At 70.0% G+C, this 14,248-nt stretch carries 15 protein-coding genes and 1 tRNA gene; 11 read left to right on the forward strand and 5 right to left on the reverse strand.

Annotated features, from left to right (window positions below):
* Positions 1-268 precede the first annotated feature (268 nt).
* On the forward strand, positions 269-1,228 hold the full coding sequence (locus tag ABGB17_RS23870; RefSeq protein WP_347633178.1) for a D-alanyl-D-alanine carboxypeptidase family protein: 960 nt from the start codon (positions 269-271) through the stop codon (positions 1,226-1,228).
* A gap of 4 nt (positions 1,229-1,232) precedes the next feature.
* Here ABGB17_RS23870 and cpaB read toward each other — a convergent pair whose 3' ends face one another.
* The 4 genes from cpaB to ABGB17_RS23890 all read right to left on the reverse strand — a co-directional run bounded on the left by cpaB (position 1,233) and on the right by ABGB17_RS23890 (position 5,176).
* Positions 1,233-1,862 (reverse strand): Flp pilus assembly protein CpaB, encoded by a 630-nt coding sequence (gene cpaB, locus ABGB17_RS23875; protein WP_347633180.1) that lies wholly within the window; start codon positions 1,860-1,862, stop codon positions 1,233-1,235.
* 174 nt (positions 1,863-2,036) lie between these two features.
* Entirely contained in the window at positions 2,037-2,843 is an 807-nt protein-coding gene (locus ABGB17_RS23880) for an S-methyl-5'-thioadenosine phosphorylase (RefSeq protein ID WP_347633182.1), read from the reverse strand.
* A 284-nt stretch (positions 2,844-3,127) separates the two neighbouring features.
* Positions 3,128-3,448 carry an FmdB family zinc ribbon protein gene (locus ABGB17_RS23885; RefSeq protein WP_347633184.1) on the reverse strand — a complete coding sequence of 107 codons (321 nt, stop codon included), beginning with the start codon at positions 3,446-3,448 and terminating at the stop codon, positions 3,128-3,130.
* Between the two features lie 222 nt (positions 3,449-3,670).
* Positions 3,671-5,176 carry a potassium/proton antiporter gene (locus ABGB17_RS23890; protein WP_347633185.1) on the reverse strand — a complete coding sequence of 502 codons (1,506 nt, stop codon included), beginning with the start codon at positions 5,174-5,176 and terminating at the stop codon, positions 3,671-3,673.
* Between the two features lie 115 nt (positions 5,177-5,291).
* Here ABGB17_RS23890 and ABGB17_RS23895 point away from each other — a divergent pair, with 115 nt between their 5' ends.
* Positions 5,292-6,350, forward strand: coding sequence for an LCP family protein (locus tag ABGB17_RS23895; RefSeq protein ID WP_347633187.1), 1,059 nt, complete (start codon positions 5,292-5,294; stop codon positions 6,348-6,350).
* Here ABGB17_RS23895 and ABGB17_RS23900 read toward each other — a convergent pair.
* The gene (locus ABGB17_RS23900; protein WP_347633189.1) at positions 6,347-6,922 is read right to left on the reverse strand and encodes a 5-formyltetrahydrofolate cyclo-ligase; all 576 of its coding nucleotides are present in this window, start codon (positions 6,920-6,922) and stop codon (positions 6,347-6,349) included. The genes ABGB17_RS23895 and ABGB17_RS23900 overlap by 4 nt on opposite strands.
* 25 nt (positions 6,923-6,947) lie before the next feature.
* Here ABGB17_RS23900 and galU point away from each other — a divergent pair, with 25 nt between their 5' ends.
* The 9 genes from galU to ABGB17_RS23945 all read left to right on the forward strand — a co-directional run bounded on the left by galU (position 6,948) and on the right by ABGB17_RS23945 (position 14,129).
* Positions 6,948-7,853, forward strand: coding sequence for a UTP--glucose-1-phosphate uridylyltransferase GalU (gene galU, locus ABGB17_RS23905; protein WP_347633191.1), 906 nt, complete (start codon positions 6,948-6,950; stop codon positions 7,851-7,853).
* Positions 7,854-7,857: 4 nt separating this feature from the next.
* Positions 7,858-9,054, forward strand: a complete 1,197-nt coding sequence (glp, locus tag ABGB17_RS23910) for a gephyrin-like molybdotransferase Glp (RefSeq protein WP_347633193.1) — start codon at positions 7,858-7,860, stop codon at positions 9,052-9,054.
* Positions 9,051-9,521 carry a cyclic pyranopterin monophosphate synthase MoaC gene (gene moaC / locus ABGB17_RS23915; protein WP_347633195.1) on the forward strand — a complete coding sequence of 157 codons (471 nt, stop codon included), beginning with the start codon at positions 9,051-9,053 and terminating at the stop codon, positions 9,519-9,521. Before glp ends, moaC begins: the two co-directional genes overlap by 4 nt.
* Entirely contained in the window at positions 9,518-9,985 is a 468-nt protein-coding gene (locus ABGB17_RS23920) for a MogA/MoaB family molybdenum cofactor biosynthesis protein (protein ID WP_347633197.1), read from the forward strand. Before moaC ends, ABGB17_RS23920 begins: the two co-directional genes overlap by 4 nt.
* Before the next feature lie 185 nt (positions 9,986-10,170).
* Complete coding sequence (locus ABGB17_RS23925; RefSeq protein WP_347633199.1) at positions 10,171-10,803, forward strand: GNAT family protein; 633 nt, start codon at positions 10,171-10,173, stop codon at positions 10,801-10,803.
* 173 nt (positions 10,804-10,976) lie between these two features.
* On the forward strand, positions 10,977-11,813 hold the full coding sequence (locus ABGB17_RS23930) for a hypothetical protein (protein WP_347633201.1): 837 nt from the start codon (positions 10,977-10,979) through the stop codon (positions 11,811-11,813).
* A gap of 58 nt (positions 11,814-11,871) precedes the next feature.
* Positions 11,872-11,945 (forward strand) — tRNA-Ala (locus ABGB17_RS23935).
* Positions 11,946-12,058: 113 nt separating this feature from the next.
* Positions 12,059-12,832 carry a class I SAM-dependent methyltransferase gene (locus ABGB17_RS23940; RefSeq protein ID WP_347633203.1) on the forward strand — a complete coding sequence of 258 codons (774 nt, stop codon included), beginning with the start codon at positions 12,059-12,061 and terminating at the stop codon, positions 12,830-12,832.
* Positions 12,833-12,989: 157 nt separating this feature from the next.
* Complete coding sequence (locus tag ABGB17_RS23945; protein WP_347633205.1) at positions 12,990-14,129, forward strand: NAD(P)/FAD-dependent oxidoreductase; 1,140 nt, start codon at positions 12,990-12,992, stop codon at positions 14,127-14,129.
* Positions 14,130-14,248 lie beyond the last annotated feature (119 nt).

A 14,248-nucleotide genomic window follows, 5' to 3' on the forward strand; every position in this document is an offset into this window, starting at 1 on the left:
GTCTTGGGGGTGGTGGGGTGGGGGATAAGTGGCGTTAGGCGTACATATCGGGTGGCTGGAGTTGGGGGCGAGGGCTTGCTGGCTGTAGTAACGTGCGTGCCGGGCGCGGGTCAATCGGGTGCAAAAGGAGGGGGCGAAGGTGCCGGCTCCTCGGGTGGTGGGCCTTGTTGCTTTGGTGATGACGGTGGTTTCGGTGGTTGCCGTCGGGGGGGAGCCTGGGGAGGGGCGAGGTGGGGTTCGGCCTGTTGGGGCGGTCACGGTATTGGATGTGCCGGGGGATCTGACTGAGCTTCGGCGGGAGGCTGAGAAGGCGTCCAAGGGGCTGGCGGAGGCCACCAAGGCGTTGGAGGAGCGGCAGGCGACACTCCTCAAGGCTGACAAGGAGCTGAAGGGGAAGCTGGCGGAGTTGCAGAAGGCCAATGTCGAGCTTTCCAAGGTGCGGAAGCCGTTGGCCGATCTGGTGCAGTCGCTGTATCAGGCGCCGTCCGGGGGGGATCTGGCGCCGTTCTTCTCGGGGCAGGACGAGGGCAGTCTTCGGGCGTTGAGCGATATGACCTATCTGGTGTCGGGGCGCGATGAGGTGCTGGCCGACGCGGGGCGGTTGTATCAGGAGCAGCAGAGGCTGGCGGGGCAGGCGCAGGATCTTCGGGCGAACAAGTTGCTGGTCGAGGCGCAGCTCAACATGGAGATCGACACGTTGCGGAAGCGGTCGGCGAGTGTGGTGAAGACGCTGACGCGGACGCTTGTGAAGCTTGGGGTGAAGGTGAACTCCAAGGGGCGTACGGGGGCGGCGTGTGATCCTACGCAGGTGAGTGCGGCGGACGACTTTCCCAACGGGTTGCTGCCGGTGAACGTGTTGTGCCCGTTGCAGCAGCGGGGGCAGGAGCTTCGGGCGGACGCGGCGATCGCGTTCGTGGCGCTCAACGAGGCGTATCGGAAGCAGTTCGGGAAGCCGATGTGCGTGACGGACAGCTATCGGAGCCTTGGGGACCAGCAGGCGGTCTTCTATCGGCGGCCGGGGTTCGCGGCGGTGCCGGGGAGGAGCAACCACGGGCTCGGGCTGGCGGTTGATCTTTGTGGTGGGGTGGATGTGTTCAGGTCGGCGCAGTTCAACTGGCTTGAGGCGAACGGGAAGAGGTTCGGGTGGATACATCCGGACTGGGCGTACAGCAGTCCGTTCGAGCCGTGGCACTGGGAGTACGACCCGAAGCTTGGGTCGCTGCTTTAGGGGGTCAGTGGGTCCTGCCGTGGAGGGTTACGGAGAGGCGGGAGGTCGTGGCGGCGTGGGCCAGGGTGGTGGCCTGGTCGGAGGTGGTGGCGAGGACTATGAGGGTGCCGGTCTCGGTGAGCTGGTCGGGGGGCGGCTTCGGGGTGGCTATCACCTTGAGTGAGCGGATGACGGTGGGGGGTCCCTGGGTGGGGGTGTCGTCCCATTGGCTGGTGGTGCCGATGACGTCCACGGTGTCGCCGGGGTGGAGGAGGGTGGCCGCGGTCGCGTCGTGGATGCGTACGGGGGTGGCGCGCATGCCTGGGCCGTAGGTGTCTATGAGGGCGGGGCCGAGGAGGCGGACGTCGGTCAGTGGCTCGCCGCGGCGGAGGGGGGCGGCGAGGACGCGGCCTGTGATGTCGGTGCCGGGGAGCAGGGCGCCGTCGGGGACCGCTGTGGTGGGGAGGTTCACGACGGTGAGGTCGGTGGTGGTCAGGGGGCCGCTGCTCAGGTCGTGGGCGGCGGCGAGGACGGGGGTGGTGGGAGGTGGCTGGACGGCCAGGGTCACGCACCATAGGGCGGTGGCGGCCAGGAGGGCGGCCAGGAGCCGGCGATGGCGGGTGATCAGCCGGAGTGGGGGTGATGTCGGCCGCATCTCGCTGGCTCCTGGACGGCGGTGGGGTGGCTTGTGGGGTGACTTGGGTGCTTTCAGGGCCCGTGGTCGGGCCCGTGGTCAGCGGCGCCTGGTCAGCGGCGCCTGGTCAGGGGGTTCAATCAGGGGCCCGTAGGCGGGGGGCGCTTGATCTGGTGGGGCGGTGAGGGGTGTTGGTCAGGGGAGGGCGATGGGGAGGGGGATGCCTGCCAGGGCGTCGGGGCAGGGGCAGGTGCGGTCCAGGGTGAGGTCGGTGATCACGGCGCCTACCAGGGTGCGCATGCGTTGGCTGTTGGCGGCGAAGAAGGAGAGGACCTCTTCTTGGGTCACGCCTTCGCCGGTTTCCACGCCGGCGTCGTGGTCGGTCACCAGGGCCAGGGGGGTGTAGCAGAGGGCCAGTTCGCGGGCCAGGACGGCTTCGGGGTGGCCGGTCATGCCGATGATGGACCAGCCGTTGGAGCTGAACCACTTGGACTCGGCTCTTGTGGAGAAGCGGGGGCCCTCGATGATGACCAGGGTGCCGCCGTCCACTGCCGGCCAGCCTTCCGCTACCGCTTTGTCATAGGCGAGGGTTCGGCCTCGGGGGCAGTACGGGTCGGCGAAGGGGACGTGGACGGCGCCGCCGGACTCGTAGTAGGTCTGCTCTCTGCCGGAGGTGCGGTCGACGAGTTGGTCGGGGATCACCAGGGTGCCGGGGCCGTAGTCGGCGCGGAGGGAGCCCACGGCGCTCGGGGCCACCACTTGGCGGACGCCCAGGGAGCGGAGGGCCCAGAGGTTGGCGCGGTAGGGGATGCGGTGGGGTGGGTAGCGGTGGTCCCGGCCGTGGCGGGGGACGAATGCCACGGAATGGTCGCCGATCTGGCCCACTGTGATGATGTCGCTCGGTGGGCCGTACGGGGTCGTTACCTCGATCTCTTTGGCGTCTTCCAGGAGGGAGTAGAACCCTGAGCCGCCGATGACGCCGATGTCCGCTGTCATGACCATGGGCGAGACATTAGCGCGCTGGGGGAGGTGGGAAGAGGGCTGAGGCTCTACCTGTGGATAACTCTCGGCCCCTGTCCTGCCTCTACCTGAGGTGGGTGGGCAGCCGGGTGCCCGCCGTATCGCGGCGCCGGATTCGCCGTACGACGTCCCACCGCGTCGGCGCCGTGCCTGTGCCTTGTGGGTGGGTGGTACCGGCGGGGGCGCCCGAGTTCGTCGAGGTGCCGGGCTGCACGGGAGACGTGCACCGTGGGGTGGTTGTACGGCCGGGGGCCGTACAACCGGCGTCAGGCGGCGGAGCTGGTGGTGGTGGAGGGCGACGACGAGGTGGAGGAGGAAGAGGCTGTGGTGGCCGGTTCCTTCTTGGGGGTGGAGTCGGTCGTCGCGGGGGACGAGCCGTTGCCGGAGCTCGTGGTGGAGGAAGAGGTCGAGGAGCGGTTGTCGGTTCGGTAGAAACCGGAGCCCTTGAAGACGATGCCTACGGCGGAGAAGACCTTGCGGAGCTGGCCCTGGCACTGGGGGCAGGTGGTCAGCGGGTCGTCGGTGAAGCGCTGGACGACCTCGAGGCCCTCACCGCATGCGGTGCAGGCGTACTGGTAGGTAGGCACGCACTCCTCCTTATATGGCTCAGCGTAGTTTGGCACTCTACCTCTGCGACTGCTAATGGTACGCAGCCGACTAGGGTAAACGCCACCCGGATGATTTGTAATCCCGGTCTCAGGGGTGGGGGCAGGGCGGGGAAGCGCTGGTCAGGGCGGGTGCACGGGTCAGAGGGGACAGGGGGAGCCGATCCGGTCCGGCCAGGGGGCAGCGCCGAAGGCGGCTCCGCGTCATTCGCCGCGTTCTCCGAACCAGCCGGCCAGTTTGCCGCGGCGGCTGATGGCGCGCAGGCGGCGTTCCACGGTCTGCCGCAGCGGGGCGGTGGTGACGATGAGCAACTGGTCCTCGGCGCGCAGGCGGGTGGTGGGTTCGGGGACGAACGAGTGGTTGTCGCGGACGACCATGGTGACGGCGGCGTCGGAGGGAAGCCGTAGTTCGAAGATCTCCACGCCGTGCAGGCCGGACCCGGGTGGGATGGTCACCTGGAGCAGGTCGGCGTTGAGCTCCTCCAGCGGGGCCGCTTCGACGTCGAGCTCGCGGGCCTCCCCGGGGGCGCTGATGCCGAGCACGCGGGCCACGTACGGCAGCGTCGGGCCCTGCACCATCGTGAAGACGATCACGATGACGAAGACCTCGTTGAAGATGCCCTTGGCGCCGGACACCCCGGCCGCCCACGGGATGGTGGCGAGCACGATGGGCACGGCGCCCCGCAGCCCGGCCCAGGACAGGAACACCTGCTCGCGCGCGGACAGCACGTCGATCCGCCCCAGCCGGACCACCAGCGCCGACGCCACCACCGACAGCGGCCGGGCGAGCAGCACCAGCGCCAGGCCGCCGATCATGCCGGGCACCACGGTGGACGGCAGCTCGAACGGGCTGGCGAGCAGGCCGAGCATGACGAACAGCCCGATCTGCGCGAGCCAGGCGGCCCCCTCGGCGAAGCCCCGGGTGGCCACGCGGTGCGGCAGCCGCGCGTTGCCGAGCACCAGTGTGGCGATGTACACCGCGAGGAACCCGCTGCCGTGCAGCAGCGCGGCCCCGCTGTAGGTGACGAGGGCGAGCGCGAGCACCGCGATGGGGTACAGGCCGGACGCCGGCAGCGCCACGCGGCGCAGGGTGTACGCCCCGAGCGGCCCGACGACGAGGCCCACGGCGGCGCCGATGGCGAGTTCCAGCACGGCGTCGAGCACGACGTGCCCCACGGTGGGCAGCGCGCCGGGGCCGGTGGTGCTGAGCATCATGACGACGATGACGGTGGGGGCGTCGTTGAACCCGGACTCGGCCTCCAGGATCCCGGCGAGCCGCGGCGGCAGGGGCAGGCGGCGCAGCACGGAGAACACCGCGGCGGCGTCGGTGGACGCGAGGACCGCGCCGAGCAGCAGCGCGGACCGCCAGTCCATCGCGAGCAGCCAGTGCACGGCCCCGGCGAGGGCGAAGATGCTGACCGCGACGCCGAGGGTGGCGAGCACCAGGGACGTCGGCACGGCCCGCCGCACGTGCTCCCAGTTGGTGGTGAGGCCACCTTCGGCCAGGATCACCGCGAGGGCGATCAGCCCGATCTGCTGGGCGAGCTGGGCGTTCTCGAACTCGATGCCGAGCCCGGCCTCACCGAGCAGCAGGCCGAGGCCGAGGTAGATCAGCAGGCTGGGCAGTCCCGTGCGGTGCGCGACACGTACGGAGGCGATGGCGACGATGACGACGGCGGACGCGAGCAGCAGCCAGGTATCCAGATTCACCGGCCTCCGATCTCGCGTTTTCGGGCCATTCTGTCGTATTCGTATAGCCCCCTACCACGATGAACAGCTACCGTCACACGCGACACTCGCGTTACACATCAAGACGGGTCATCAGGTGACGGACGAGACTTCCCCGGTCGCGGAAAGTACGGTGGACGCCGACGAAGAGAAGATCGTCCGGGCGGAGCCCAAGAAGCGTCCCCGCCTGCTGCGCCGGTTACTCATCGTGACCGCGCTCGGTGTGGCGATGTTGGCCGCTGCGGGGTTCGCGCTGGTGATGGAGCGTCAGTTCACACTGAACGGCAACATCGAGCGCATACCTGGAGCGTTCCCCGAGGAGGCGGGCCGTCCCGCCAAGACGGTGGGCGAGGCGCAGAACTGGCTGCTCATCGGTTCGGACAAGCGGCCGGGCGAGGCGGGCAATCAGCGGGCCGACACCATCATGATCGTGCATGTCCCCGCGGACCGGGCTCGGCTCACCCTCATCGGCATCCCCCGCGACTCTTATGTCCGTATCCCCGGGCACGGAAACAACAAGATCAACGCCGCGTACTCTTTCGGCGGCCCGCGACTGCTGATCCGCACGGTCGAGAACCTGACCAAGGTCCGCATCGACCATTTCGCCGCTCTGGACTTCCAGGGGTTCGTCACGATGACCAAGGCCATCGGCGGCGTGGACGTATATGTCGCGAGAAAGGTCTACGACCCGGCGAACAAGGTCACCTGGCCGCAGGGCACCGTGCACCTGGAGGGCGAGAAGGCGCTGATGTTCGTACGGCAGCGCTACAACCTGCCCGGCGGGGACTTCGACCGCATCCGCCGCCAGCAGGCGTTCATCGGCGCGATGGGGCGCAAGATCGTCAGCCGGGACCTGCTCACCGACCCGCTCAAGCTGAACGGCTTCCTGGAGGCCCTCACCCGCGCGGTGAGCGTGGACGACGGCGTGACGCTGAGCACGTTGCGTGATCTCGCGCTGGAGCTGCGGGACCTCCGGCCGGACAAGGTCGACTCGGCCACCGTCCCCAATCTGGGCTCGGTCACCGTGCGGGGGGCGAGCGTCGTACGGCTGGACAAGCGGGCCGGGGAGAAGTTCTTCGCGGCGATCAGGGACGACAAGCTGACCGAGTACTTCGACACGAGCGGCGGCCTCAACGACCTGACGATTCTCCCCTAATGTGAAAGTTTCCCGGGAATCCGTACGATCCCGGAGGGAAGCGCCGCCATCGACACCGGCTGGTCGTGCGGCTCGCCCGGAACGTCCACCAGTTCCCCTTCGTGGAGCAGCGCCACGGTCGGCACGTTCGGCCCCACCCGCGCCAGGGCCCGGTCGTACGACCCGCCGCCCCGCCCGAGCCGCATGCCGGTGACCGGGTCCACGGCCAGCGCGGGCACGATGACCAGCGCCGCCGTGCGGATGGCGTCCACCCCCCGCGGGGTGTCCACCGGCTCCATCAGCTTGCGCGGCCCGGGCGCCAGCGAGTCGGGGCCGTCGTACACCGCCCAGTCCAGGTCGTTGTCGGGCCGCAGGATCGGCAGGATCACCGTGGCGCCGTGCTTCCACAACGCGAAGACGAGCCCGTGCGTCGCGGGCTCGGTGCCGGTCGACCAGTACGCCGCGACCAACCCGGCCATCTGCACCCAAGGCTGGTCGAGTAGCGTTTCCCTGATCGCTGTCGCGGAGCCGCGCGGATCGGCGACGTCCGCTCGTGCGGTGACGATCCTGCGGCGCAGCTCCGCTTTGTCCACTCGGCCCTCCATTAAGGTGCTTCACATGGCTGACTACGATCCAGTGACCAAGGTCGTCATCCCCGCCGCCGGGCTCGGCACGAGGTTCCTGCCCGCGACCAAGGCGACCCCCAAAGAGATGCTGCCGATCGTCGACAAACCGGCCATCCAGTATGTCGTCGAGGAGGCGGTCGCCGCAGGGCTGCTCGATCTCCTCATGGTGACCGGCCGCAACAAGCGCTCCATCGAGGACCACTTCGACAGAGCGTACGAGCTCGAGGACGTGCTCGCCGCCAAGGGCGACGAGGAACGCCTGTCCCAGGTGCTCGAACCGGTTGAGATCGCCACGTTCCACTACGTACGGCAGGGCGAGCCGAAGGGCCTCGGCCACGCCGTCCTGTGCGCCAAGCAGCACGTCGGCGACAACCCGTTCGCCTGCCTGCTCGGCGACGACCTGATCGACCCGCGCGACAACCTGCTCAAGCGCATGATCGAGGTGCGCGACACCTACGGCGGCAGCGTGGTGGCGCTCATGGAGGTGCCGCGCGAGCAGGTCTCCCTGTACGGCTGCGCCGAGATCGCCCCCACCTCCGAGGACGACGTGGTGCGGGTGACCGGCCTGGTCGAGAAGCCGCCGGCGGAGGAGGCGCCGTCCAACTGGGCCGTCATCGGGCGGTACGTCATCGACCCCGCGGTGTTCGAGGTGCTGGAGAACACCCCGCCCGGCCGGGGCGGCGAGATCCAGCTCACCGACGCGCTGCTTGAGCTGGCCGGCCGGGAGAACGACGGCGGCGGCCCGGTGCACGGGGTGCTGTTCCGCGGGCGGCGGTACGACACCGGCAACAAGCTCGACTACCTGCGCACGGTCGTGCAGTTCGCCGCGGAGCGGCCCGACCTGGCGCCCGATTTCATCCCGTGGCTGCGCGAGTTCCTGGACGACAGCGCGAGGTGACCCCATGAAACCGGTGGACGCGCACCTGGACGAGATCCTGCGCACGGTACGGCCGCTGGACCCGGCCGAGCTCGACCTCGAGCAGGCTCTCGGCGCCGTGCTGGCCGAGAACGTCACCTCGCCGGTCGCGCTGCCGCCGTTCGACAACTCCGCCATGGACGGCTACGCCGTGCGGGTCGAGGACGTCGAGGCGGCCACCGAGGAGCGGCCCGCGCTGCTCCCGGTGGCCGCGGACGTCCCGGCAGGCGAGAACACGCCGCGCCTGGTGGAGCCGGGTTCGGTCACCCGCATCATGACCGGGGCGCCGCTGCCCGAGGGCGCCGACGCCGTCGTGCCGGTCGAGTGGACCGACGGCGGCACGATCAGGGTCGCGATCCACCGGGCCCCCGAGCCCGGCAACGCGATCCGGCGCTCGGGTGAGGACGTCCGCGCCGGGGACGTCGTGCTGGCCGCGGGCACGCTCATCGGCCCCGCCCAGCTCGGCATCCTGGCCGGGGTGGGCCGCCGCTCCGTGCGGGCCCGCCCCCGCCCCCGGGTGCTGGTGCTGTCCACCGGCGCCGAGCTGGTGGAGCCGGGGCTGCCGCTCGGGCCGGGGCAGATCTGGGAGTCCAACAGCTTCACCCTGGTCGCGGCGGTGCGGCAGGCGGGCGGCGAGTCGCGCCGCAGGAGCGCCGTGGGCGACGACCCTGCGGCGTTCCTCGAGACCCTGACCGGCCTGCTCGGCGAAGCCGACGCGGTGATCACCAGCGGCGGCATCTCGATGGGCGCGTACGAGCCGGTCAAGGAGGCGCTGACCCCGCTCGGCACCGTCCGGTTCGAGAAGGTCGCCATGCAGCCGGGTATGCCGCAGGGCTTCGGGGTGATCGGCGAGCGGAACACACCGATCTTCACGCTGCCCGGCAACCCGGTGTCGTCGTATGTCTCCTTCGTGCTTTTCGTCCGCCCGGCGCTGGACCGCATGCGCGGGCTGCCCGCCGGCTTCCCGCGGACGGTGACCGCCACGACGACCGCGGCGCTGCGCTCGCCCAAGGGCAAGCGTTCCTACCTGCGGGGCGTGCTGGACGGCGACGAGGTCGCGCCGGTGCGCGGGCAGGGCTCCCACCAACTGGCCGCGCTGGCCGGCGCCGACGCCCTGATCGTCGTGCCCGAGGACACCACCGAGGTGCCCGCGGGCACGGCCGTGGAGGTGATCCCGCTGTGAGTGAGCTGACACATCTGGACGAGTCCGGCGCGGCCCGCATGGTGGACGTGTCCGGCAAGGACGTCAGCGCACGTACGGCTCTCGCGAGCGGGCGCGTGCTGCTGTCGCGCGAGGCGGTGGCGGTGCTGCGCGCGGGGGACGTGCCGAAGGGTGACGCCATCGGGGTGGCGCGCATCGCGGGCATCCAGGGGGCCAAGCGCACCCCGGACCTCATCCCGCTGTGCCACCCGATCGCGGTGCACGGCGTGAAGGTGGAGATCGAGGTCGAGGACGACGGGGTGCGGATCACCGCGCGGGTGAAGACCGCGGACCGCACCGGGGTGGAGATGGAGGCGCTGACCGCCGTCACGGTGGCGGCGCTCGCCATGATCGACATGATCAAGGCGGTGGACCCGGCGGCGGTCATCACCGACGTCCGGGTCGAGGAGAAGACCGGTGGCAAGACCGGCGTCTGGAGCCGTCCGTGAGGGCGCTGGTGGTGACGGCGTCCAACCGGGCCGCTGCTGGTATATATCCGGATAAATCCGGGCAACTGCTGGCCGGGCTGCTCGCCGAGGCCGGCTGCGAGGTGGACGGCCCGCACGTGGTGCCGGACGGCGAGCCGGTCGAGGACGCCCTGCGCGCCGGCGTCCGCGAAGGGTACGACGTGATCGTCACCACCGGCGGCACCGGCCTGACGCCCCAGGACCTCACACCCGAGATGACCCGCCGCGTGATCGACCGCGAGGTCCCCGGTATCGCCGAGGCCGTCCGCCAGGCCAACCGCGACAAGGTGCCCACATCGGTGTTGTCCCGGGGCATCGCCGGGCAGGCGGGCCGCACGCTCATCGTCAACCTGCCGGGCTCCTCGGGCGGGGTGCGGGACGGCATGGCCGTGCTCGCCCCGATCCTGCGGCACGCCGTCGACCAGATGCGGGGCGGCGACCACTGATCCGGCGCCGGCTCCGGCCGGTGACTGATCATGACGGTTGTTCCGTTACGCCTCCCCCGAAGGGGGCGTTACCCGATACGCTGCGCCATCGGCCCGGCACCTCCCGGCACCGGCCGTCACCCCGGCAACAGAGGACATAAGGTACGCCATGGCGAACATAGGGTTCGACAGGGGATGATTGACCCGTGGATCGACTACGCGGCTGGCCGGCGACCCTGGTGGAGGGGCCGGTGGGGCTCCGGCCGCTCCGATTGCGCGACGTCGGCGTGTGGCGGGAGACGCGGTTGCGCAACGCCGACTGGCTCAGGCCATGGGAGCCCAGCAACCCCGAGACGCCGCTGTTCCGCACCGGGCTCGGGCCGTACATCTCCATGGTGGGCACCCTTCGCAGGGAGGCGCGCCAGGGGCTGGCCCTGCCATGGGTGGTCACCTGGCGGGGCGCGTTCGCCGGGCAGCTCACCGTGGGCGCGATCGTGTGGGGCTCGGCGCGCTCTGCCCAGGTCGGCTACTGGGTCAGCGGCGCCCTCGCCGGGCGCGGCATCATCCCGACCGCGCTCGCCATGGCCGTGGACCACTGCTTCTTCACCGTCGGCCTCCACCGCCTGGAGGCCAACATCCGCCCGGAGAACCACGCGAGCCGCCGCGTCGTCGAGAAGCTCGGCTTCCGCGAGGAGGGCGTACGCCGCCGCCACCTGCACATCGACGGCGCCTGGCGCGACCACATCTGCTACGCCCTCACGCTGGAGGACGTCCCGCGCGGGCTGCTGGCCCAGTGGCGGCAGAACAGCCAGAAGGCGCCCCACGATGGCATGGCGTAGCGCGGCATAACCAGCTTTGACCGACGCTTGGCCATAAACAGGTTGACGATCTCGCGACACACCGCACCGAATGCTCGTCAACCAGTGACACCCGGTCCTACGGTGCGTCACGTGAACACATTCGCCGCGGCACCGAGCCCCACGCTGTGTTCACGCTGCCCCGAGGAGGCCCGATGAGCAGTGCCTTCCTCTACCTGGGCATCGTGGTGATGTGGCTGTGCGTGCTCGTGCCCATGTGGCTACGCCGCGACCGCCACGCCGTAGAACACGCCGCCGACGCGTACTCCGAGGACGGCGACACCCTGACCGACGCCTCCATCACCCCGACCCCGGCCACCGTCCACCCCGACGACGACACCATGGACCTCCCCCTCCCCTCAGGTCAAGGGACCACCACCGGTGTCATGGCAGCGGCCGGGAACCTTCCCGAGCCGCAGGGCGAGGCCGCCGCCGTCCCGCGTGCCGGCATCACCGCCCCGGCCGGCGACACGACACACCGGAACGACGGCCCAGCCCACCGGGCCTACGGCACAGCCCACCAAGGCGCCGCCGCCCTCCGGGATGACGCCGCCGCTCACCAGGACGCCGCCGCTCACCAGGACGCCGCCGCCCAGCAGGACGACACCACCCACCGGGACGAGACCCGCTCGCCCGAGTCCCGCCGCCGCGCCCGCATCATGGCCCGCCGCCGCCAGGGCCTCCTGTGGAGCGTTCTCGTCCACGTGAGCATGCTCACCGCCGCCGCCGCGGGTTTGCTCCCCTGGTGGGCCGTCAGCCCCACCGTGCTCGTCCTCGCCGGCTACCTCTGGATGCTCCGTATCTCCGTGATCGCCGACCGCGAACGCCGCGCCGCCGCCCACGCCCGCGCCGAACGCGAACGCCGCGCCCGCGAACTCCACGACGCCGAGGAACTGGCCGCCCAGCAGGCCGAGGCCGACGTCCTGGAGTTCCGCGCCCGCATCAAGCTCTTCGACCAGTACTCCGACCACCGCCGCGCCGCAGGAGATTGATCACCCCCCTCCGGTGGCGCGGACGAGTCCCAAAGTTTGCTAACCTGGTCGGGTCCTAGGGGCTGTAGCGCAGTCCGGTAGCGCACTTCGTTCGCATCGAAGGGGTCAGGGGTTCGAATCCCCTCAGCTCCACCCAGGTCAAAGGCCGTTTCCGCTGATCGGAAACGGCCTTTTTGATCTTCTGGGTGACCAACTGAGTGACTAAGGGCCTGTCCGGCGGATCATGTGACCACTAGCCTGCGACGATGGAACGCGTAACCGACGTGCCCGAGAGCTTCGCCCGGTCCGCAGACCGGGACCAGGTGAATGACTACGACGGTTTCGCCGAGGCGTACTCGGCGGAGAACGAGAACAACCTCGTGAACGCGTACTACGAGCGGCCCGCGATGGTGGCTCTCGCCGGAGACGTGGCCGGCCGTCGGATCCTGGACGCCGGTTGCGGCTCGGGCCCCCTGTCCGCTGCACTACGCGACCGCGGGGCGGTCGTCACCGGCATCGACTCCAGCGCCGCGATGCTGGCCTTGGCAAGACGGCGGCTGGGTGACGACGCGGACCTGCACGTGGTCGATCTGAGCGACCCCCTGCCGTTCGCCGACGATGCGTTCGACGACGTGGTCGCGTCGCTGGTACTGCACTACCTGAAGGACTGGGGACCGGCGCTGGCCGAGTTGCGGCGAGTGCTCAGGCCCGGCGGCCGGCTGATCGCGTCGGTGGACCACCCGTTCGTGGCCTACACGTTCCAGGATCCTCGGCCCGACTACTTTGCGACCACCAGCTATACCTTCGATTGGAGGCTTAACGGGCAGTCCACCCCGATGAGGCTCTGGCGCAAGCCATTGCACGCGATGACCGATGCCTTCACCACCGCCGGTTTCCGCCTCGCCGTCATCAGCGAGCCACAGCCCGACCCGGCCGCCCGTGAGCTGTTCCCCGACGACTTCCATGTCCTTTCGAGCAAACCCACCTTCCTGTTCTTCGTCGTCGAGGTACCGCTGTCGGCTACCGGCTCGGACGACTAGGCAGTCGTGGACCGCGAGCGGAGCCAGAGCGGGATCGAGGCGACGATGACGGTGCCGTGGAAGATGTAGGCGCGCTTGTCGCGACGGTGTGGAGGTATGAGGCAGGTAGTGTGCAAACCGTCGTACGGATGAGGCGTCGCCCCTACCGTCGCATGGTATGCAGACAGTGGATGTACTGGTCGTGGGCGCGGGCCTGGCAGGCCTGCGCACGGCTCGCCTGCTCGCGCGACGGGAACTGAACGTGATGGTGGTCGACCGACGCAGGTCGCTGTCGACGGGCATCCGCACGACGGGGATCTTCGTACGCCGCACCCTCGATGACTTCGACGTGCCGGATCACCTGCTCGGGCCAGGTGTCCGGGACGTGCTGCTGTATCCGCCGTCACGGCGGGCACCGATCAGGCTCACCAGCGACCGGGACGAGTTCCGCGTGGCCGACATGGCGGCCGTCTACGAGCACGCGCACCGCGCGGCGGAGTCAGCGGGGGCACGGGTTCTCTTGGGCGTACGGTATGTCGGCGCGTCGATGGGCTCTGTGCGGTTCGCGGGTGCGGAACCGGTGAGGGCCCGGTTCATCGTCGGCGCGGACGGCGCCCGCTCCCGGGTGGCCCGCGATCTCGGCCTTGATGTCAACCGGCGTTTCCTCGTCGGTGCCGAGATCGTCCATCCGATCGCGCCGGTCACGACCACCCCGGCGTTCCACTGCGTGCTGGACCCCCGGATCGCTCCGGGATACCTGGGATGGGTCATCGACGACGGCCGGAACGCGCATGTCGGCGTCGCGGGATATCCGAACGCGATGCGCACCGGCATCCGACACCTGCTGGACGCCTTCGCCGCGGATGCGCCCGGCAGGACACCGCCGGCCGGGCCGGTCGAGCGCCGAGGTGGTCCTATTCCGGTCGGTGGTGTGCTGCGACGGTTGGCGTGCCCCGCCGGACTGCTCGTCGGAGATGCGGCGGGGGCGGTGTCGCCGCTGACGGCCGGTGGGTTGGATCCCTGTCTACGCATGTCGGAACTGGCCGCGGCGGTCATCGCCGGGTACCTGCGTACCGGCGACGAGCGTGTGCTGAGCCGGTATGACGGGGACGCGTTGCGGACCCGGTTCCGAGGCCGGCTGTTGTTGCGCCGCGTGTTCGCCGGCATCCGATCCCCCGCTGCGGCGGAGGCGGCGGTGACCGTGCTACGCGGTCGCGCGGGTCGTGCCTTGGCGGCGCGGGTCCTGTTCGGCGACGGCTCGTTTCCTGAAGTCAGTCCACGGCTCGCGGACCTGGCAATCGACCACCCTTACCGGTGACGCCGGTCGGCTCGCCTGTTATCGGGGGCCGATGGTCGTGTGGGTTATTTGCCTCGCCCGGCATCATCCCCGCTCGGTACTGTGCTTATGACGACAAGCACACCTTTCTGAGAGCGGTC

It is taken from the genome of Sphaerisporangium sp. B11E5 (assembly GCF_039871875.1).
Lineage (GTDB): Bacteria > Actinomycetota > Actinomycetes > Streptosporangiales > Streptosporangiaceae > Sphaerisporangium.

Bases quoted from the DNA above. Each gene is read 5' to 3' on its own strand.
- cpaB (WP_347633180.1), bottom strand. From the start codon at position 1,862: ATGCGGCCGACATCACCCCCACTCCGGCTGATCACCCGCCATCGCCGG.
- ABGB17_RS23880 (WP_347633182.1), bottom strand. From the start codon at position 2,843: ATGGTCATGACAGCGGACATCGGCGTCATCGGCGGCTCAGGGTTCTAC.
- galU (WP_347633191.1), top strand. From the start codon at position 6,948: ATGGCTGACTACGATCCAGTGACCAAGGTCGTCATCCCCGCCGCCGGG.
- glp (WP_347633193.1), top strand. From the start codon at position 7,858: ATGAAACCGGTGGACGCGCACCTGGACGAGATCCTGCGCACGGTACGG.
- ABGB17_RS23930 (WP_347633201.1), top strand. From the start codon at position 10,977: ATGAGCAGTGCCTTCCTCTACCTGGGCATCGTGGTGATGTGGCTGTGC.
- ABGB17_RS23940 (WP_347633203.1), top strand. From the start codon at position 12,059: ATGGAACGCGTAACCGACGTGCCCGAGAGCTTCGCCCGGTCCGCAGAC.
- ABGB17_RS23945 (WP_347633205.1), top strand. From the start codon at position 12,990: ATGCAGACAGTGGATGTACTGGTCGTGGGCGCGGGCCTGGCAGGCCTG.